16 protein-coding genes, 3 tRNA genes and 1 rRNA gene are annotated in these 18721 nt (G+C 45.5%); 7 read left to right on the forward strand and 13 right to left on the reverse strand.

Annotated features, from left to right (window positions below):
* Positions 1-127: 127 nt before the first annotated feature.
* The 4 genes from PK629_04445 to PK629_04460 all read right to left on the reverse strand — a co-directional run bounded on the left by PK629_04445 (position 128) and on the right by PK629_04460 (position 6860).
* Complete coding sequence (locus PK629_04445) at positions 128-1648, reverse strand: hypothetical protein (protein ID HOP10724.1); 1521 nt, start codon at positions 1646-1648, stop codon at positions 128-130.
* Between the two features lie 265 nt (positions 1649-1913).
* Entirely contained in the window at positions 1914-3281 is a 1368-nt protein-coding gene (locus PK629_04450; protein ID HOP10725.1) for a sulfatase-like hydrolase/transferase, read from the reverse strand.
* A 69-nt stretch (positions 3282-3350) separates the two neighbouring features.
* Complete coding sequence (locus tag PK629_04455; protein ID HOP10726.1) at positions 3351-5834, reverse strand: substrate-binding domain-containing protein; 2484 nt, start codon at positions 5832-5834, stop codon at positions 3351-3353.
* A 129-nt stretch (positions 5835-5963) separates the two neighbouring features.
* Positions 5964-6860 carry a serine hydrolase domain-containing protein gene (locus tag PK629_04460; GenBank protein ID HOP10727.1) on the reverse strand — a complete coding sequence of 299 codons (897 nt, stop codon included), beginning with the start codon at positions 6858-6860 and terminating at the stop codon, positions 5964-5966.
* 289 nt (positions 6861-7149) lie between these two features.
* Here PK629_04460 and PK629_04465 point away from each other — a divergent pair, with 289 nt between their 5' ends.
* Entirely contained in the window at positions 7150-8811 is a 1662-nt protein-coding gene (locus PK629_04465) for a hypothetical protein (GenBank protein HOP10728.1), read from the forward strand.
* Positions 8812-8896: 85 nt separating this feature from the next.
* On the opposite strand, the gene PK629_04470 is transcribed toward PK629_04465, so the two are convergent.
* A complete protein-coding gene (locus PK629_04470) occupies positions 8897-9613 on the reverse strand; it encodes a prolyl oligopeptidase family serine peptidase (GenBank protein HOP10729.1) in 717 nt (238 codons plus the stop codon).
* Positions 9614-9987: 374 nt separating this feature from the next.
* On the opposite strand from PK629_04470, the gene PK629_04475 reads away from it, so the two are divergent.
* Both PK629_04475 and PK629_04480 read left to right on the forward strand, forming a co-directional pair.
* On the forward strand, positions 9988-10209 hold the full coding sequence (locus PK629_04475) for a hypothetical protein (GenBank protein HOP10730.1): 222 nt from the start codon (positions 9988-9990) through the stop codon (positions 10207-10209).
* A 77-nt stretch (positions 10210-10286) separates the two neighbouring features.
* Complete coding sequence (locus tag PK629_04480; protein HOP10731.1) at positions 10287-10433, forward strand: hypothetical protein; 147 nt, start codon at positions 10287-10289, stop codon at positions 10431-10433.
* Positions 10434-10446: 13 nt separating this feature from the next.
* Here the strand turns inward: PK629_04480 and PK629_04485 are convergent, their stop codons facing one another.
* Complete coding sequence (locus tag PK629_04485) at positions 10447-10905, reverse strand: DUF4234 domain-containing protein (protein HOP10732.1); 459 nt, start codon at positions 10903-10905, stop codon at positions 10447-10449.
* Positions 10906-11137: 232 nt separating this feature from the next.
* Between PK629_04485 and rbsK the strand changes: the two genes are divergently transcribed.
* Genes rbsK through PK629_04500 form a run of 3 tightly spaced genes read left to right on the forward strand, consistent with a single transcriptional unit; the run spans position 11138 to position 13805 of the window.
* On the forward strand, positions 11138-12064 hold the full coding sequence (gene rbsK / locus PK629_04490) for a ribokinase (protein HOP10733.1): 927 nt from the start codon (positions 11138-11140) through the stop codon (positions 12062-12064).
* On the forward strand, positions 12061-13143 hold the full coding sequence (locus tag PK629_04495; GenBank protein HOP10734.1) for a uroporphyrinogen decarboxylase family protein: 1083 nt from the start codon (positions 12061-12063) through the stop codon (positions 13141-13143). Before rbsK ends, PK629_04495 begins: the two co-directional genes overlap by 4 nt.
* A 29-nt stretch (positions 13144-13172) precedes the next feature.
* On the forward strand, positions 13173-13805 hold the full coding sequence (locus PK629_04500; protein ID HOP10735.1) for a histidine phosphatase family protein: 633 nt from the start codon (positions 13173-13175) through the stop codon (positions 13803-13805).
* A gap of 47 nt (positions 13806-13852) precedes the next feature.
* On the opposite strand, the gene PK629_04505 is transcribed toward PK629_04500, so the two are convergent.
* Genes PK629_04505 through PK629_04515 form a run of 3 tightly spaced genes read right to left on the reverse strand, consistent with a single transcriptional unit; the run spans position 13853 to position 16330 of the window.
* Positions 13853-14782, reverse strand: coding sequence for an aminoglycoside phosphotransferase family protein (locus PK629_04505; protein HOP10736.1), 930 nt, complete (start codon positions 14780-14782; stop codon positions 13853-13855).
* Positions 14783-14830: 48 nt separating this feature from the next.
* Entirely contained in the window at positions 14831-15451 is a 621-nt protein-coding gene (locus PK629_04510) for a hypothetical protein (protein ID HOP10737.1), read from the reverse strand.
* 39 nt (positions 15452-15490) lie between these two features.
* Positions 15491-16330, reverse strand: a complete 840-nt coding sequence (locus PK629_04515) for a hypothetical protein (GenBank protein ID HOP10738.1) — start codon at positions 16328-16330, stop codon at positions 15491-15493.
* A gap of 310 nt (positions 16331-16640) precedes the next feature.
* Here PK629_04515 and PK629_04520 point away from each other — a divergent pair, with 310 nt between their 5' ends.
* Complete coding sequence (locus tag PK629_04520; protein HOP10739.1) at positions 16641-17567, forward strand: leucine-rich repeat domain-containing protein; 927 nt, start codon at positions 16641-16643, stop codon at positions 17565-17567.
* A 274-nt stretch (positions 17568-17841) separates the two neighbouring features.
* Here the strand turns inward: PK629_04520 and PK629_04525 are convergent.
* The 4 genes from PK629_04525 to PK629_04540 all read right to left on the reverse strand — a co-directional run bounded on the left by PK629_04525 (position 17842) and on the right by PK629_04540 (position 18642).
* A tRNA-Ile gene (locus PK629_04525) sits at positions 17842-17918 on the reverse strand.
* A 103-nt stretch (positions 17919-18021) separates the two neighbouring features.
* Positions 18022-18137 (reverse strand): 5S ribosomal RNA (gene rrf, locus PK629_04530).
* A gap of 165 nt (positions 18138-18302) precedes the next feature.
* Positions 18303-18377: transfer RNA gene (locus PK629_04535), tRNA-Glu, on the reverse strand.
* Positions 18378-18566: 189 nt separating this feature from the next.
* Positions 18567-18642 (reverse strand) — tRNA-Lys (locus PK629_04540).
* Between the last annotated feature and the right edge of the window lie 79 nt (positions 18643-18721).

An 18721-nucleotide genomic window follows, 5' to 3' on the forward strand; every position in this document is an offset into this window, starting at 1 on the left:
ATTTATATTCATTTAACAAACGAAAAACCGTTTAAGAAAAGTATATAGCACTTCTTCTAAATATGAAAACGCACCGATAATAATTCCGGTGCGTTTTAATATTTTAACTAATTTATTTTTAAATTATTTATTTAGACGAACCCGGCCAGTTTCCGTACGCGCCGCACACCGCGCAATTACCCCAACCCGCCGGACCATCTATATAATGTGTCCCGTATTGGATCGCACCGCAAATAGTACATACTCGTCTATGTTGAGTGGGGCTATAATACTGCCATGTTCCTGAATGCACCGTATGAACACCGTCATAACCATCAGCGTTTCGATATTTACTATCTAATTCAGCATATGTAAAATATGAAATTGCAATTTTACAAGGTCCGGTATAATTTGCGTGATACAGAACAATCCCAACCGAATCTGTACTTATAACCATAAATTGATGGCTTCCGGAATAATCACTTTTTGCGCAATAAATTCTGGCACCCGGTATTAGTCCTTGAAAAAAATTTTGAGCATCTGTGGTTGAATTAATACTAGTTAATGGTATATTTGTGCCTGCTGTAGTGCTTCCAAAAAAATTTTTGTATACACGTTTCGCAAAAGCCGCACATTGAATTGCACTTTCCATAACATAACAGTCGCATGCATTGACACCGCAAGCACTGCTATGATGCGTACACGCTGTTCGCTGAAAAGTTCCTCCTTCATTATTTCCAATATATGAACCGATTGGATAAGTGGATGTTGGTACCGCGTTTCCGTTGACAGTTCCGCTGTAAGCTGAATAATGAAGTTCACAATCTACATAATTTAAAACAGCATCATTTTTAAATGTTAAATCAATTTTATCTACATCTGCACCGTCGTTGCTGGTCTGCGAATAGTAATCTTTTCGTTTATTATCATATTCTTCTATCGAAAACTCTCTTGTTTTTCCCGTAGAAACATCATATATCCAACCCAGATACATAGAGATATTCGGATCATCAGCTTCTTGTGTATCCGCATATTTTTCCAACCATTCAGGGTTGTATTTATTAAGCACAATCGCATAATTTGATAATGGTTCAAAAGAGACAATTTCCGCGTTTTGAATGATCAAATCAAGCTCTCCACTTTGCCGGTGAATACTATAAACCGCTCCGTCTTCTGTCAAAAAATAGATGATTTCCGAATATGCGAATAATTCTTTAATTGAACTTTTACTCTCATATAAGATTTTGCGGTTTTCCGTGTTGAAGCCGCATTCCAAAATCCGATTTCCGCCGGTCACTATAACTAATCCGAGGTATGTGATGGCGAAATCCGTAATTTCGCCCTCGGTTTTCGGATCCCATTCTTTTTCAAGCCCCGTTACCGAATCTTTGTAAGTCAATGTGTGAATTCCTGTCGTAGAATTCCGTTTGTGCGTAAATCTGCTGTCATACATATAGGGCGACGTCTCGTCCCGATACAAACGTTCTTGTGAATAAAATTCATCATAATCCAAATAAGCCGTTGAGGGAACTCTGTCAGCATCGGTTTTAGCAGAGGAAGTGGCTATATTCGATTCGTCAAGTTCTGATGAATCAGTAACATTGGAGTTAACACAACCACAAATTAATACGAAAGATGCTAATAAAATCGCTAAAAACTTTTTCATCATAATAATTTCACCTTTCTTATCCATAATTAGTTTTTTACTATTAAAATTTCTTATAACCCCCTCCATTCATTATATTTTAATCAAAAACAGCAACTATAGGATTATTATACCTTTTATTAAATAATATGTAAACTATTTCCAAGTTAATTTTTCTTATATATTTTCGACAAATACCGACACATTAAAACCAAAAAAGGAGCAGCATTCACTGCTCCTATACAAAAATAAATTTAACAGGCGGATGATAACCGCCCCTACATTTTGATTATATTAACTTAACATCCTCGTCGAGCTGCCGATTCAGCCAGCTGGTTTTAGCATAGGGGTCGCCGCAGCGTACCAGTTCGGCTTTCATCTTGCGGCGCATCACCGAGACCAGCAAACTGTATTCCGGCAGCTTGATCAGGTTGTGCAGTTCGCCGGGATCTTTTGTCAAATCATACAGCTCGTCAATATCAGTCAGATTCCAGATATATTTGTGCGTCTTTGTGCGGATGCACCGCTGCGTAAACGCCCCAAATTGCTGTCCGCCGGAGCCGCAGACGGCGCAGTCCGGTCTGTTTTCCATATCGAACAATGATGTTCCGACCACGCTTTCGGGCACTTCAAAGCCCGCGATTTCGGCCAAAGTCGGCAGTAAATCGAGCGCGTTGCTGGCAAAGTCATCACAGACCGTCCCGGGCTCAATTTTTCCGGGCAGGCGCATCACCAGCGGAATCCGAATCACGTCATCCCAGAGGTTATAATGCTTGTCTATCATCCCGTGGCTGCCGCTCATATCGCCGTGGTCGGAGGTGTAGATCACCAGCGTGTTGTCGTATTGGCCGCTCTCTTTGAGCGCGTCAATCACCCGCCCGAACGAATCGTCCACCTGTGAAATCATCGCATAATAAGCGACCACGGTCGGCGCCCAGTTTTCCCAGGTCATATTTTCGAGCCGCCAATTCAAAATCTGCTGCCGCTGAATATAGGGCTTGTCGATAAACCGGTCGCCGAATCCGTCCCAAATCGCCGCATCTTCGGGCTTGTATTGCTCAAAAAACGGGCTGGACGGATGGCAGGGCAAATGCGGATCGGTTCCGTCAATCCAAATGAACCACGGTTTCTCATCCGCAGAAAACTCTTTAATCTGTTCAATCGCACGGTCGGCATGCCAGTGGGTACGGCTGTCCTCGAGCGGAATCGGGCTGTGTTCGCCGAACCAGGAATTCGTATATTTCACATCGGGATATTTCTGTTTGATGTAGGCGTTATAGTCCCGGTGCGAACAGATTTTGTCGATTCCGAACTCCTCTGCGGGACGCACCGATCCGTCCCATTTCCCGACGAACGAAGTCGTATATCCGGCGGATTTCAACCCCTTGATCAGATGAAAATCCTCCGGCATCAGGGTCTTTGTCTCGATAAAATTAAAATTGTGCAGTGCGCCGATGGCTTCGGCCCTGCGTCCGGACAAAAAGGACTGACGTGCGGGCGCGCAGACGGGCGTCGGGCAATAGGCGTTGGTGAAACAGACCCCTTCGCGGCCCACCGCATCGATATTCGGCGTCGCCACGGGGTATTTACCGGCATACCCGGTGCAGTCATACCGGTGTTGGTCGGCCAAAAAAAATAAGATATTGGGCTGCTTCATCAAATCAATCCTTCGCGTTTTATATGCTCGGGTCTATAATGTCGTTTACAACCCTATCTTATCATACTCTCAGTCAAAATTCAAATATTCCCCGGGAATTTCCGCCCGATAGGTATTCTTGCCGTCTTTGGTCATAAAGATGGCAACTGACTGTATGGCATATCCCCTTCCCCATTGTAGATTGACAAGTGCCAGATTATTAACATTAGGTATTTCCGTTGGTTCAGAATTCGAGTAATAAGTCGCCGAAATTTCACTCCATATCGCCGCCTTTTCCCATCCGTTTAAAAATAATTTTGAAAGCTGTATCGGTTCTCCGGTATCAATATCGAAAATCAAGCAGACAGGCAGATAAAATGCCAGCGGATAATCGCTGTCGAGAAAACCGCTCCAAAAATATGCTCCTGCCCGCGGATAAACCACACACTTCCCGCAAATCACAGTGGGTGCGTTTTGATTATAGGCAATTCCATTTCCGAGAATTTTCTCAATCGTACCGCCCCGGTCATTGAGATAATCGTCCAGGGTGCTTTTCAGATTATCATCAATCCCCGAATTGAAATATAAAACAAGCTCGTTGCGCGTCATTCCGGTTTCTTTATAATAATCCATCAGTGGTTTCGAATGTACCTCATCGATATATGCAAGAACGGAAGCGTTGATTTTATCGGCAGCCGCCCGAGAAACATAGTCATCCGCCTCAACCGCATAAAACCATTTTTCTTTGTCCGCCAATACCCCGTTCCTACGTTGACCGTAACCTATCGTTTCGGTCAGTGCGGTTCGATAGACCTTTACTGCCGAACTCCAAAAGCCGTCCATACTGCGAAGTCGGCTGACCTGCGAATTTTTTGCAAAAATATCATACTCTATTATTACCCCCGCGTTAAAACAATGGTTGATGCGGGGATAATAAATCTTATTCAGCGTAAAATTCGTCACTTCGTCGGTCACGATGGGATTTTCGTGGCGAATATGTGCGTACCCCATGTCCCAATTCAGATTATCGTTTACATATTGCTTCACAGCGGAATTCAACCCGTCGGCGATATTGGTTCCGGAATAAAATAGGTCGGTGTACGGAACCTGCTTGCCGGTATACAGGTCAAATATCGCAGTTCGGCAATCGTAGATGCCGCTTTCCTCAGACCCGTAGTAACTCAGAAAAACCGCCGCCGACAAATACCCGTTATAGCATTGAATATCGATCTGCACAGCGCTTTTCCACTGTACATCCTCATTGCGATGCCATTGGCAGCTGATGCTGTATACTTCATAATAGATGTTCCTTTTCTTTTGCGCATCAAGATTTAGCCGTCTGACATAGGCCTCGACTTCCAAGCTCTCGGTCTTCAGTTGTGCGATCGAGTCATTCAGAAATTTAGTGATTTGGGCATTCTTTTTATCATCAGTCAGCCCGGTAAAATCGGCGCGTATATCCCAGACGACGCTTTCGGAAGTATACCGATCCCGGTTAGAAATTTTCAGTTCGCTTTCGTCAAGCAGCGTGACGGTGTATGCGCCGTCATTCCAAGTACCGTTATAACTGGTCTCATTTAGATCCGCCTTGTAATAACTCGTCGGCAGGGTCTCTTTCCCCGTCGCTTTCGGACCGGTTCCGACTTCAGCCCACGCATTGTCGTGAGCAACCACGGTCGAGGGGTCGACACCGAACGGGATATACCCGCCGTTTGAGACTGCTGTTTGCCCGTCTTCGGTCACCAACCACTCGGCAAGCACCCGTGCTGGGCTGCCCTCCGGTTCCGATGCACGAAAGATCGCATAATTTTCCGAAAGAAGCGGATATGTGCCATCGGTCATTGTCGTGTCATCGGGTGCAATTCCGTCGACCGCGGCAAACTTCAATTCCGTACCGGTTCCGTACATATCTGCGGCATAGGCATACACCGAATAGCCGATCGCATTTTCGGCATTGTCATACAACGCAACCGCGTCCATCAGCTCACCCATCGTTGCCGCCACAATCGTCTGAGGCGCTTGCATCAGGGGCGTATCCCCCATGAAAGCGGTCATATAGGTCTGGCTGCCGCTGGTCAAATTGCGTTGATAAGCCACGATTTCAGCGTCATTTCCGCCGACCTGCTTCCAGTTGGTGATCTCGCCGCTGTAAATACCGCGCAGCTGTTCCTGTGTCAGAGAGGTCACAGGGTTCTTGGCGTTTAACACAAACACAAACGCTTCCCGCGCAATCGGAACCATTTCCAATTCGATGCCGACATCAGCTGCGGCTTGCTTTTGTTCCGCAGACAGCGGCACTGTGTAGGTCAGATCGGCTTCTCCGGAGAGCAGCCGTTCAAACGACCCGAACGTGGTCGTGTGTTTGACATTGCCGGTCTCATAATCCAGCCCCGTGTTGAAAATGGCACTGCGCACCGCCGCATCCAGCGGAATTGTCGAAGTCGACCCGTCGGTCACGGGGAAATTCTGCCGCAAAAACGCCACCGCGCTCATATCATCCGGTTTTGTGTCATAAGAAACAGGTTGACTTACCGTCGAAACGGCAGAAGATGATGTCGATTTAGATGAAGCCACTGATACTGCCTGTGAGGAAGGTACAGAAGATGACACCGCTGATGTTTTTCCACACCCGGTGAGCAGCAAAAAAACGATTAACAGAGCCGCAATTATCCTTTTCACAAAATTTCCCCTCCCGAAACATGATTACAATTGATCAATCAGATACTTCCAGGTCAGTTCCAACACCCCAAGCATGTTTTCATTTTCATCCGAAAGATAGGTCACGACCGCGTTCTTATCCGGCAGCATCACGACATACTGTCCCCTGTAGCCGTCCATACGGTAACTGCCGGGATAGGAATTCATCCAAATTTGGTATCCATACCCCGCGTGTGAATCTGCCGTCGCCCACGAATCCCTGACATTTTCGGTGGAAATCTGCTTTTTCGTTGCCTGTTCCAGATATTGCTCCGGCAGCAGCTGTTTGCCGTTCCACTTCCCGTGATCAAGCAGCAGCTGTCCGACCTTTGACAAATCGGTCGCATTCAGATAGAGATTTGTGAATCCGTGACTGACGCCGAATTGATCCTCATCCCAACGCGGTTCGGCAATACCCAGCGGTTCAAACAGCCGAGGCAACAGGAATTGCTTTAAATTGCACCCCGCTCGTTTTCCGAGCAGCTTTGAAAGCATATATGTACCGGCGTTGTTATAGACGAACACCTTTCCCGGTTCATAGACAAGCGGACGACCGAAGAAAATTTTCTCGATGTCGTCCATATTATCGGCGGCTTCCAGCGGACAGGTATCATGCCCGCTTGACATCTTCAGCAGATGCCGCACCTTAATTTTCTCAAACCCCGCCGGGCAGTCAAAAAACGCGTTAAGCGTATCGTCCAACCCGAGCAGCCCCTCGCACTCGGCCAGGCCGATGCTGATGGAAGTAAAGGTCTTGCTGACTGAATATAAAAGCCGCGGCTGTTCCGGCGCAAAATCATAACGCGCGATGATCTCCCCGTTTTGGCGAACCACCACATTGCACACGTTCGGGCCCTGCTCGCTGACCTGCTTTATAAGTCCATCCAATAATCCACTGTCCATAAAAATGCCTCCTGTCAATATGGAAATGATGATCGTATTGATTCTATTCCCGGTAGCATTTTACCCCTCGTCGGTCATCAAAAAGTTACCCGAAATTCCCATACAATTCCATTTGCTCTGCGGGAAACAGATGACTGCAATTTCTTTTCCCGTCAGTTATTGTAAAGCATTTCCCTGTTTTTGTCAACGCTCACATGCCTTCCCAATAAGTTGACACACATGCGCATATATGGTAAAATAATGTAAATTTGTGCGGAATCTGCATAAAAACCTTCTTGGAAAGATACCGATGAACAAAACGATAAAACCACTTTTAAGGTCTCAAAAATTACATATTTTGCTTTTCAGCGCAGTGATTTTCGCCGTCACGGCTCTTTTTTTCGTATCTGCCGCTCAACAAATTCAAGCACGCCTCGGCTCCGAGTTGGAGGCGGTTTATAATTTTGACGATCCCCTTTATTGGGCGGTCGGGCACGGTATTCTCAACGGTCTGACGCCGTATGCAGACCTTTTTGAGACGAAACCGCCGGGGATCTTTTGGTTGTCGGCGCTGTCCCTGCGGCTCACCGGCGGGGTCTACGCCATGAGTATCTTCAATTTTTGCTGTCTGCTGGTCATCTGTGCGGTTCCGGTGGCTGCGGCATTCAAAGTATGCCGGAGAAAAACCTGCGATTTACTCACCCGCATCCTGATGATCCTTTCTGCCTTGTCGTTCGGAGCTATGCTGATGTTGTATGCGCAAAACCACAGCGGGCATGTTCAAATCGAGGCAATGGGATCGGCATTTGTATGCATTTATCTGTTTTTAATCTTCGATCGTGACGCGGACAAACTTAAGCCCTGGTCACCCGGCGTAATTTTGTCGGGCCTCTTTTTGGCCTGTGCCGGACTGCTGAAGGAACCGTTTGTGCTGGTGGCGGCGGGGGCATCCCTGCTTTTTGCGGGAGGAATACGCGCGTTCATTTATAAGACGGTTCTGCCGCTTCTCTACGGCGGCATAATCGGCACTGCGGCAATGGCCGCCACCGGTGTTTTGAAACCCTATCTGACCATTTATCTCAAATATATGCTTTCCAGCAGAATCGGTTCAGCCGATTCACCCTTTACCCGGATGCTCGAATTTAAGCGTTTGATCGTCGATCTCGGGGAATTCTCCCCCCTTTTGCTGTGCATGATGGTGCTGTTCATGCTGTTGGTGTTTCTCTATATGATTCAAGATTTCGGTTTGTTCTTATCAAAAAGCAGAATGTCCCGCTTGAATTGGATCGGCAGATTTTTTGCATTGCCGCTTGCCGTTCTGAGCGCTTCCTTTGCGGTTTCAATCGGCGGGCAATATTTTTGTCATCACTTTGTTTTCGCGCTTCCCCTTCTTCTTGCGCTCTTTTTGCCGGTGCTGCGCGGTTGTGTAACCGAACCGGTTTTGCCGTATAAATCCGCCCCTGCCAAAACGCCTTTCCTCTCGCTCAAAAAATGGTCCCGCATAGCCGTTGCGACATTGTTTGTGGTGCTGGCATTCGCCTTTTACATCATGCCGTCCATGGAATATGACGACACTCTTCTGCATGATTTGGATACAATGAAGACGCACGCCGAATATGTGGATCGCCTGTTGGATGAGAAGGGACTCGACAGATATTTATTTCTCGGCTTCAACAGCGGGCCGGCCTTTATCGGTTTGACCGAACACTCTCCGCTCGGGCCCGTTTTTGTGCAGGATCCCGCCAATTTCACCGGTGAATATGACTGGTTCGAAGAAAATCTGCTCACCGAATTAGGCGAGGCTGAAATTGTGTTTTTGTGGGACCTCAACGTCGGAGAATTGAATAATGAGGTTTGGCAGATACTCAACACCGAATTTATGCGTGACGACGCACACTCGGTCAGTATGGACGGCAACCCCGTCCCCGGTGTCCCCGACGGCTTCACCTATATCACTTATGTCCGAAAATAGATTGGCTAAAGCTAAATGTTTGTTAAATAAAGGAAAGAGCGCCGCCAAGGGACTCTTTCCAAGGGGCTCTTTATCATGAATCTCGTTATTTCACAAAACTGAAAATAAAATCCCAATACCGTTTTACGGGATCGCCCTCGAAATCGGGGTGTCCCATGCCGGGTACCTTTTCATAGGTGATCGTATAATTTTTTTCACGCATTTTCGCCACGAACCGATCGGGATGCAGCTGCATATTAACCGATTTATCCGCATCTCCGTGGACGATATAATAGGGAATATCGGGCATGTTGTCCACCTGATGCATCGGCGAAGCCGATTCCAACGCCTCATTAAATCCGCAGTCATAATGCGCAAACGCGTGATAAATCGTCCGCGGGAGATCAACCCGCTCGGTGAAATGATAGGGCAAATCGCAGACCGGACGGTTGGCGGCACAGGCCGCAGGCGTTCTTTTTGCATAACGGGTGTATGTCAAAGCGCTTAACCCGCCCATACTTCCTCCGGTCGAGATGATCGGCGTGTCCTGTGCCAGCTGGTATTTTTCAAACGCTGCATCAATGATCGAGTCGGTGAACTTGACCGCCACATCATTCATCCAACTCCACGGTCCGTAATAGGGAAACATATATAAAACCCCATGCTCGGTGCAGGCATGTGCAAACGACGGCGTCTCACTGACCATTCCCGAAAACCCGAGTCCGTGAAAGTCCAATACAATGGCTTTATACGGCCCCGGATATTCGTTTTCGTTGGTATACGCGAATTGGTGCATATTTTCAGCCGTGATGATGTTTTCCATGATAATCCCCCCGAAATGTATTAATGAACGCTATCCGTCAATTATACCTTTTTATAGCTCTTTACGCCAATCCAGTATATCAGAACCGAACGGCATTTTCAAGTATTTGTATTGTATAGCTCTTGACAAAAAGACTGCGGTATGGCATAATTTGGTGTCTTATCAAAAGGTCAAACGGCAGACAGGAGAAATTTGTTATGAACTTTAAAGGCAGAGCGCAATGCTTAGTCATTCGGGACGGCAATCCGGTAAAACGCGTCCAAGAGAACCGGGCAAAATAAAAATTTTCAATACCGCGCAGAATGATTGATAAAAAACAGATAACAATACGTCTGCTTCATATCGTCCGATAATCGGTCAAGGAGGAAAATCACATGAAACGCAGCGAAGAACTGATCAGCATTCTCACAAAGTTTTCCCAGTCCGGCTGGGATTTGATCGCGTTGCCTGCCAAAGCCTGGCTCTCGGGTGACAGCAATACAGACGAACTGATTAAGGCCATCGAACAGGCCGATTCCGAATGCGGCAGTTGCGGCTGCGAATTTGACCCGCTCTACAAGCGGGCGCTGGAATTGAAATTTGACTTAAAGCGATAATTCCAATCCTGTTGTCATCCTGAGCGCAGCAAAACGATGCTTTTACATCGTTTGCGAAGTCGAAGGATCTCGGTATTATGAAAGTTGAACAACTATACTTTCCACCGCTTGCCGCAGTTTTGGCAGATGGCAACGGTCTGATTCTTGAATTTCGTTTTTGCCGTTCCCCTGCGCCTCAAGAAAGTGGCAAAAAGAACACGCGCCACTGCGCGTGTTCTTTTTGAATCCTTGAATTAATTATCCCTTTTCATTATAAAACTCCGCAATTTTATTCATTGCAGTCGCAAGCTTATGTAAATAAATAAACGGGCCGACGATAATTAAAGAGCCCAGAACACCCCACAGCCAATAATCCTTTGCGCTAAAGTTATATGAGATGTCTTTCCGATACAAATAGTTGCCGATTCGGTTCGAAATTCTGTGAAACCACACGAAATACCCGATTCCAAGTGTTACCCAACCGACTAAAAAGAACAGCAGGCAGTAGTGCATTGTTTCTTTACCGTCATACTCACTTGCGACCTTGTTGATATCATTAGAGATACCGGAGAAAAAAACGATCGGATAAATTCCAATGGTGAGGATGCCTAAAACGATAAAAATTAAGAGCGATCGTTCGGTTTGCATTTCATTGACAGGATTGGACATTTGGGAAGTGGTTTCAACTTCCGGCTTTTCTGTTGTCTGCGTACTCATGATTTTCCTCCATTATTAAATTTAAAAAACAGCGCCTAAATAAATATATTTCAATTTTTTTGTCAAATTTTTTGCCTTATTATATCAAAACCGTCCTTCATAGCTTTCTCTATACAGGATCAAGGCAACCCGCATTGAACGCTCCCGGCAACCGCACGGTGCTTGAACAATCCATTCGGATGTGTTAGAATTTTTATATGCACAGGCAGCAATCAAAATCGGAGGTGTTTTTGTGGCACAGACCGTCACAGTCATCGGCAGCTATAATGTCGGATTGTTTTTAAACGGCAAAATCCTACCCCAACCGGGTGAGACGATCATCGCGGACAAATTTTACGAAAGCGGCGGCGGAAAGGGCTCCAATCAGGCCGTTGCGGCCTCCAAAATGGGGGCAAAAGCCCGTTTTATCGGGCGTGTCGGCGGCGACAATTACGGTAAGGACGCCTTTGCGATGTATGACCGGTTGGGCATCTGCCGCGACCTAATCGCCGTGGACAATACCATCCACACCGGCATCAGCGTGATCTTGGTCGACGAAAACGGGCAAAATTTGATCTCGGTCGTGCCGGGCGCCAACTACAACCTCTCCAAAGCGGATATCGACGCCTCTCTTGAAGCGATGCGCGACTCCGAAATCGTCGGTTTTCAGCTCGAAAACAATCCGGAAATCGTCGCTTACGGACTCGAAAAAGTCAGCGGTATGGGTGTCAAGACCCTGCTCGACCCGGCGCCCGCATCTCCGCTTCCCGAAAAACTTTATCAGCATATTTATTGTATCAAACCTAACGAACACGAGGCCAAGGTGCTCACCGGCATCCATGTGGACGGCTTTGATTCGGCCTGCGAAGCGGGAAAATGGTTTTTGGACAGGGGTGTTAAAGTCGCCATCATCACATTGGGCGAACTGGGCGCGGTGCTTGTAACCAAAGACGGCGGTAAGCTCTTTAAAACCCCGAAAGTGACCGCAGTGGATACGACGGGCGCGGGCGATTGTTTCAGCGGCGCATTGATGGCCGGACTTGCCAAGGGCCAATCCATCGAGGACGCCATTATTTTTGCAAACCACGCCGCTGCGCTGTCGGTGACCAAGTGCGGCGTCATCGAATCCATCCCGTCGCTTGAAGAAGTCGAAGCATTTATGAAAGAGGCCTCAAAATGACCGCCAGAGAGAGAATGCTGTCGGCCTACCATAACCAAAAAGCCGACCGAACGGCTCTCGGCATCTATTCCCGATATTTGCCCAGAGGTAGCGCCGAACGTGAATTTCGTGGCTGCGGCCTCGGCATTATCGAATATTATCCGGTGACGACCATGCTCGCGCCGCCGTGGCACAATTATTCCGGCTATATCTCAGAGGTCAAAAACGTCGATCTGGATATCCGCTATATTTGGGAGCAAGGCCATCTCTATGAACGCAGGACTTATCAAACCCCGGTCGGCAAGGTGTATGCCGAAATTGGCCAATCAGCCGGTGCGGGCAGCGAACACATCAGAAAATATTACATCAAAGATATCGAGGATTATAAAATCCTGCAATACATCGTCGAAAACACTGTAATCAAGAGCAACGAGAGCGGTATTCAGCAAAAAAAGCACGATCTCGGTGAGGACGGCGTGGTACTCGGTCGGCTGGATCGAAGCCCCTATCAAAAATTGTTGATCGAATTGGCCGGTGCGGAGCAGTTTCTGGTCGATCTGTATACCGATCCCGACCCCGTGCTTGAATTGATGAACGCCATGGAAGCCAAAATGGATGAGGTTTTCGACATGGCGGCTTCGTCCTCTGCGGATGTGATCTGGCAGCCCGAGAATGTCACCTCGGACATGACCCCGCCGGACAATTTCGAAAAATACTGCATGCCCTTTTATAACAAACGGTGCAAAATCCTGCGCCAGGCCGGCAAACCCTACGTCTTCCATCTGGACGGAAAGATCAAAGCCCTTATAGACCATTTGAATAACACCGATTTCGATGTCATCGAGTCCATGTCGCTGCCGCAAATCGGGGGGGATTACACCTTCACCGAAGCCGTGAATGCCTTCCCGGGCAAGGCGATCATCCCGAACTTTCCCTCAAACCTCTGCTGTGAGAGCGACGAGACCATCGAAAAATTTCTTCTGAATTTCAAAGCCGAAGCGCAAAATTCCCCCTGCATGCTTCAAGTCAGCGAAGATATCCCCGAAGACCAGACCTCAAGGATTTTAACCCTCATCTGCTCGGTTTTCGGAGATAAATAAGCCGCTTCGTATCGGTTTTAGGGGGATACATGAAAAACATCATTACGATTCAACATACTCAGTCCGCCCAGCATACAAACGGTATGATCGGTTCTTGGGCAGATTGGGACTTGACCGAACTCGGCGTTGAGCAAGCCAAACGGATCGGAGAACGTCTCTTTGAAGAACTAAAAAACGAGCGATATCTCTTGTATTCCTCGGACTTAAAACGAGCGAAACACACGGCGGATATCGTCGCCGGATATTTTGGTGTCGAACCGATTCTTACCCCTGCTTTGCGGGAATTCAACCTCGGCGAGGCAGTTGGGAAATCAAAGGAGTGGGCACGTGCCAATTTAAAGTGCTCCATCTGGCCGGGAACCGTCGATTGGCCGAAAAATATCGATGATATACCATTCGCAGAAGCCGAATCCAAACGTGATGTGTGGAATCGCCTTTCGGGTTTTTACCAACAAATCATGGCAAGCCCGGAACAAAACTTCATTCTCGTTTCGCACGACGGTACTTTGAGCATATTTTTTGCCCTGTGGCTCGGTTTGGATATCACCATGCTTAATCAATGCAATCTCTCCGGCAAGTCGGGCGGTGTTTCCTTTTTACACGAAGATATAAATAAACGCCACATCATATCCCGATTAAACGATCTCTCTTATTTTAAATAATAAGGCAAGCCGCTTCACCATGAAGCAGCTTGTTTTTTGATTGCATCTCACATATCAGCTAATATTTCGCATTCGCGGTTCAGATACCACATCGACCGTTCTTTATCCTCTTTAGAAAGCCCATCAAATAAAATACTTTTAGCAAACGCGTGGATATCCTCCAGCCGACGCCGCAATTGATAAAACATCATCACCTCGATATTTACCTGAAAATCCGGATGAACAGTTCGGTATTCCTTCAAAAATTCCTCCCACGCATATCCGAAGAAAGATGCATTGGTAAATGAAAACAAGTCGGCTTCGGGCGGCGCCAGTTTCAACCCCTCCCAATCGATCAAAATTAATTTGTCCGCCTGCATCAGATTCCAACCATGGATATCCGTATGGCAAAATACAAACTTCAAATCCGCTTTTCGCAGTGTTACCGCCCTTTTTTCAAGCTCCTCGGCAAAATTGAAAATTGTCTCCGCATATTGCGAAAGCAATCCCGATTTTACCAACCACTCTTTCAATTCACCGCAAAACGAAACGTCGAAGTTCTCTTTCAACCCTTGCGTCGAAACCGGAATCTCCGCCCCGTAACGATGCAATGTTGCAACCGTTTTTGCCAGTTCCCGCACTTGTTCCGGACTCAATTCTTCTTGTCCAATCGTCTGCCCATCGACATAAGGGAACACGAGATATAAAAATTCGTCATCTTCCCATTTATAAGCCCCGTTTTTCGTCATCAGCGGTGCAATCATATTCCCCGAAAGCCCGTTATTTTGCGACAGCCATAACACCGCCGGCATATACCGGTCAATTCGTTCAACCCAACACTTTTTAGAGGGCTTTTGCTTGTCATATATCTTTAAAAAATAATCGCCGTCCTCGCCTTTCACCTTCCACGCTGCCGCCGACCAACCTACAGGCACCGTTTCCGTTGAAACCGCACTTATATCATATTTATCTTTTAATATTTGCTGAATCATTTTCATCAGTATCTTCTCCCGTTTTTTATGAGCTTGACCCACGACTATGTTTCATTATACCGATTTCGCCTTAATATCTTCTACGATTTGCTCCAAAACTTGCTCTCGATCCGCAGACGTATCATAAATCGTAAACCCGTATTTCGCCAAATGTTCAGACATCGACCGGCTGAATAAAACGGCGTCTTCCGCAACTTCCCGTAAATCATCATCATTGAATTGATACGTCCAATCGTCTTTTGTGTCGTATTTCTTAAAATCGCTTATGAATTCATCAACTGTTTTATTATTCTGCACCAATCCGATCAGAATGAAATTATCTTTTAATTCTTCTATCCCATATGTTTTCAGAATAGGCGATATCTTCTCGAAATTAAAGTACCCACCTTCCAACACGAACCGGTTTCCTTCTACAGCGCCATGACTGTACGGGAGCAGTCCGCGCCCGTCCGCCGAAGAAAACATGCCGAGAAAATGACCCAGGAACGGTGCAATATTATCGGTGGTCTTATCTCTGTCCCAATTCAATCGGATATCCAATTGCGGATATGCCCCTTGAAATGTGGCGACAAGTTTATCGACACTGATGACAAAATAATTCAGTTCTTCGTTTAATTTTCTCGCCAATGTCGATTTCCCGGCTCTTGACGGGCCTGCGATGATAATGTTTTTCAATAAAAATCATCTCCTATTTAAAGATGGGTAAACTAATCTTTATTTGCGGTAATCCAATAAAGAAACAAGGTTTAATAATCCATGATAAGAATCTTCTATCCATTCAATCGGACAATCAAAGATCAATAAATTGAAAACCCCCTTAATGGCACCGATAATACCTCCGATGAGTATATCTTCATCATCTAAAGAACTGATTTGTGAAAATTTTAAGTATCGTCTTTTTATTTCCGCTATGTCGGCATTTACCTCGTGCGCTTGCGTTACGAGACTATGTAAATCCGAAAAAAACGGGTCAATTTGCCCGCTCCAATCAATCAAATGCAAATCATCGTTATAAATGAAATTTTTGAATTGAACATCCCCATGCGTAACAAAACAAGGTCGGTTCCGGTATTTTTCAAATATATAATGAATCATTGAATCCATCGGCGGCATCTTATAATACTGATTGATCACTTTGATATAATCGAAAATATTCTCTTCGGTTAAAGTATATTTTTTAATAATATCCTTGTTTAAGCGATTCATATTCATTTTTGATTGGTGATATATTGTGCCTAATTTTTCGGCGGTAATATATAAATATTCCGCTTTGGGTTCATCTTCGCAATGAATACCGTCTATAAAATCCATGATATATATTGTGCTTTGTTCATTTTGGACGCTTTCGATGATTCGGGCATGGGGTATTTCCAACGTTTTTATAATTGATTCAATCATTTCAAATTCGTTGTAGTCGTATTGAAAAGTTAAGGGTAACACAGGCGGTAGATGAAACCGAATTTTTTCTATAAAATTGTTGCCATTGGCGTCCGTAATTAAATTCACTTGCGTATATTCATATTTTTTTATAACAGTTCGATTTATGATATCCATTGCTGCCTCCAATTAATTACAAATACTCTGGTTGCTATTCTACCATAAAATAAACCCGCCCTCAGCCTTCACTCTCCACGCTGTCACCGACCACCGGTAGGTATTGACTTAATGAATTACCTAGATTTCGTATTCACTTCGCAAAATTCGATTAACATTTTCAGACAAAAAACTCCTTTAAAATGAGCCAATATTCCCTTAATTATACCTTATACCGATATTATCACGCAAGTCAAAGTATCTTGCATTTTCCAATAATTTAAAGTATTATAAAAATATAAGTTCAGGTTTTAAATAAAGGAGTTAAAATATGAAAAAATTAATTACTTTACTCATTGCATTTTTCACTCTCTTTTCACTGTTTGCATGCACTCCTGTTGTGAAATCCACTCCCTCCGAATACTTCGAATATCGTATCTCTGATAAAAAAGTATCAATAACCGGGTACACCGGTTCAGATGTCAATGTTATCATTCCGTCAAAAATCCAAGGTCTTCCGGTCACTTCCATAGGGTTTGAGGCATTTCGTGATAATACTTCCATTCAAACCGTGGTAATTCAAAACGGTGTTACGAATATTAGTAATTACGCCTTTCAAGGCTGCTCCGGATTAACTTCAATAACGATTCCTAACAGTGTTACTTGGATTGACTCCGCTTTTATTTACTGTACCGGCTTGAAATCCGTTACAATTCCAGACAGCGTGACTTTTTTCAGAAACACTTTTTTTGGTTGTACCGGTTTGACATCCGTGACAATTCCGGATAGCGTAACTTATATCGAATCTGCCTTTTACGGTTGTACCGGTTTGACATCCATAACAATTCCCGATAGTGTTACTGATATTGATAACGAAACTTTTAAGGACTGCACAGGTTTGACTTCTGTGACTATCCCGAACAGTGTTACCCATATCGGTGAATCCGCCTTTGAAGGATGCACCGGTCTCTCTTCAATAATTATCCCGAATAGCGTTGTAGAAATGGATTTGTATACTTTTAAGAATTGTACAAATTTATCATCCGCTATTATTTCCGATGGATTGACCGAAATCCCATTATATACATTTTATGGCTGCACGAATCTCTCTTCTGTAACGATCCCAAAGAGCGTACATAAAATCTCGAGATTTGCTTTTACCAGTTGCAATTTAAAAACCGTCAATGTATCAATAAGTTGTCTTTATGAAAGTACAAGTTTTGATAATGGAGTTGAAGTAAATTTTTATCAAGAATAATTCTAATTCCTGTGGGATGCATAAAATTCATAGATGCAAAGCTAATACTTTTTTGCGACAGCAAAAAAGGGCCACCAATACAAAAAGCGCCTTTTGACGCTTATTAATTTATCAATTATTTTATTAATTCCACCCGAAGGTTTACCTCGGTTAGGGGGGTGAGCGAAGCGGCCACTGGGGGGATAGTCCCGAATCCCCTCGCAGGGATTATCCCCCCGGTGAAAAAAGCACTTCATAAAACAAAAAGCACCTACAGATTCTGCAAGTGCTTTTTTGGTGGGCTCTCAGGGATTCGAACCCGGGACCAACCGGTTATGAGCCGGTAGCTCTGACCAACTGAGCTAAGAGCCCGACTGATTGCCTACAGTATACTACTTTTATCCATTTAAGTCCATTCATTTATCCCCATAAACGACAAAAACAGCTTTATTCAAGCTGTTTTCCATCGTTTCTGTGCCGGCGTCACCTATTTTCCCAGGCCGTTACCAGCCAAGTATTTTGAGCGACCGTGAGCTTAACTACCGTGTTCGGAATGGGAACGGGTGGAACCTCAAAGCAATCGACACCGGCAAGATATATGGTAAACGCTCCATATGGGGCGGGTTACCCTTTTGTGGTACAGCATTCATCGTGCTGTTTTGTCCTGACTGTTCAGGACGTTGGTCGTTGGATACGGAGAATTTGATCGATGAGAAGAACCGTTAGGTTCTTTTAAACAGCTCACTTGTGAGCTGTTGGTGACCCGTATGAGAATCGAACTCATGTTACCGGCGTGAGAGGCCAGTGTCTTAACCGCTTGACCAACGGGCCGGATAAAGGATATTCACTTCTCTTGTTGGTCAAGCGGTTTAACGCTCTGATCCAACGGGCCGGATAAAGGATATTCACTTTCTCATGGGTCTTTGCGGTTACGGAGTTTTGTCAGAAGATTCAGTTTTGAGATCGGAATCACTTCTTCACTCTTCACGATTACTTCTTACTTGCGACGCATAGCGTCACTGGTACACCACCAGGGACTCGAACCCTGGGCCCGCTGATTAAGAGTCAGCTGCTCTACCAACTGAGCTAGTGGTGCTCGCGCCGGCGAAAGAAGAATGGTTACATTCTTCCAATGCGTTGTTTCACAACGCTATGTTGCCGGTGACATGTCACGA

The sequence above is a fragment of the Oscillospiraceae bacterium genome (assembly GCA_035380125.1).
In the GTDB taxonomy this organism is placed as follows: domain Bacteria; phylum Bacillota; class Clostridia; order Oscillospirales; family JAKOTC01; genus DAOPZJ01.

Bases quoted from the DNA above. Each gene is read 5' to 3' on its own strand.
- PK629_04470 (HOP10729.1), bottom strand. From the start codon at position 9,613: ATGGAAAACATCATCACGGCTGAAAATATGCACCAATTCGCGTATACC.
- PK629_04505 (HOP10736.1), bottom strand. From the start codon at position 14,782: ATGAAAATGATTCAGCAAATATTAAAAGATAAATATGATATAAGTGCG.
- PK629_04465 (HOP10728.1), top strand. From the start codon at position 7,150: ATGAACAAAACGATAAAACCACTTTTAAGGTCTCAAAAATTACATATT.
- PK629_04500 (HOP10735.1), top strand. From the start codon at position 13,173: ATGAAAAACATCATTACGATTCAACATACTCAGTCCGCCCAGCATACA.
- PK629_04515 (HOP10738.1), bottom strand. From the start codon at position 16,330: ATGGATATCATAAATCGAACTGTTATAAAAAAATATGAATATACGCAA.
- PK629_04520 (HOP10739.1), top strand. From the start codon at position 16,641: ATGAAAAAATTAATTACTTTACTCATTGCATTTTTCACTCTCTTTTCA.
- PK629_04480 (HOP10731.1), top strand. From the start codon at position 10,287: ATGAAAGTTGAACAACTATACTTTCCACCGCTTGCCGCAGTTTTGGCA.
- PK629_04495 (HOP10734.1), top strand. From the start codon at position 12,061: ATGACCGCCAGAGAGAGAATGCTGTCGGCCTACCATAACCAAAAAGCC.
- PK629_04460 (HOP10727.1), bottom strand. From the start codon at position 6,860: ATGGACAGTGGATTATTGGATGGACTTATAAAGCAGGTCAGCGAGCAG.
- PK629_04475 (HOP10730.1), top strand. From the start codon at position 9,988: ATGAAACGCAGCGAAGAACTGATCAGCATTCTCACAAAGTTTTCCCAG.
- PK629_04450 (HOP10725.1), bottom strand. From the start codon at position 3,281: ATGAAGCAGCCCAATATCTTATTTTTTTTGGCCGACCAACACCGGTAT.
- PK629_04485 (HOP10732.1), bottom strand. From the start codon at position 10,905: ATGAGTACGCAGACAACAGAAAAGCCGGAAGTTGAAACCACTTCCCAA.
- PK629_04445 (HOP10724.1), bottom strand. From the start codon at position 1,648: ATGATGAAAAAGTTTTTAGCGATTTTATTAGCATCTTTCGTATTAATT.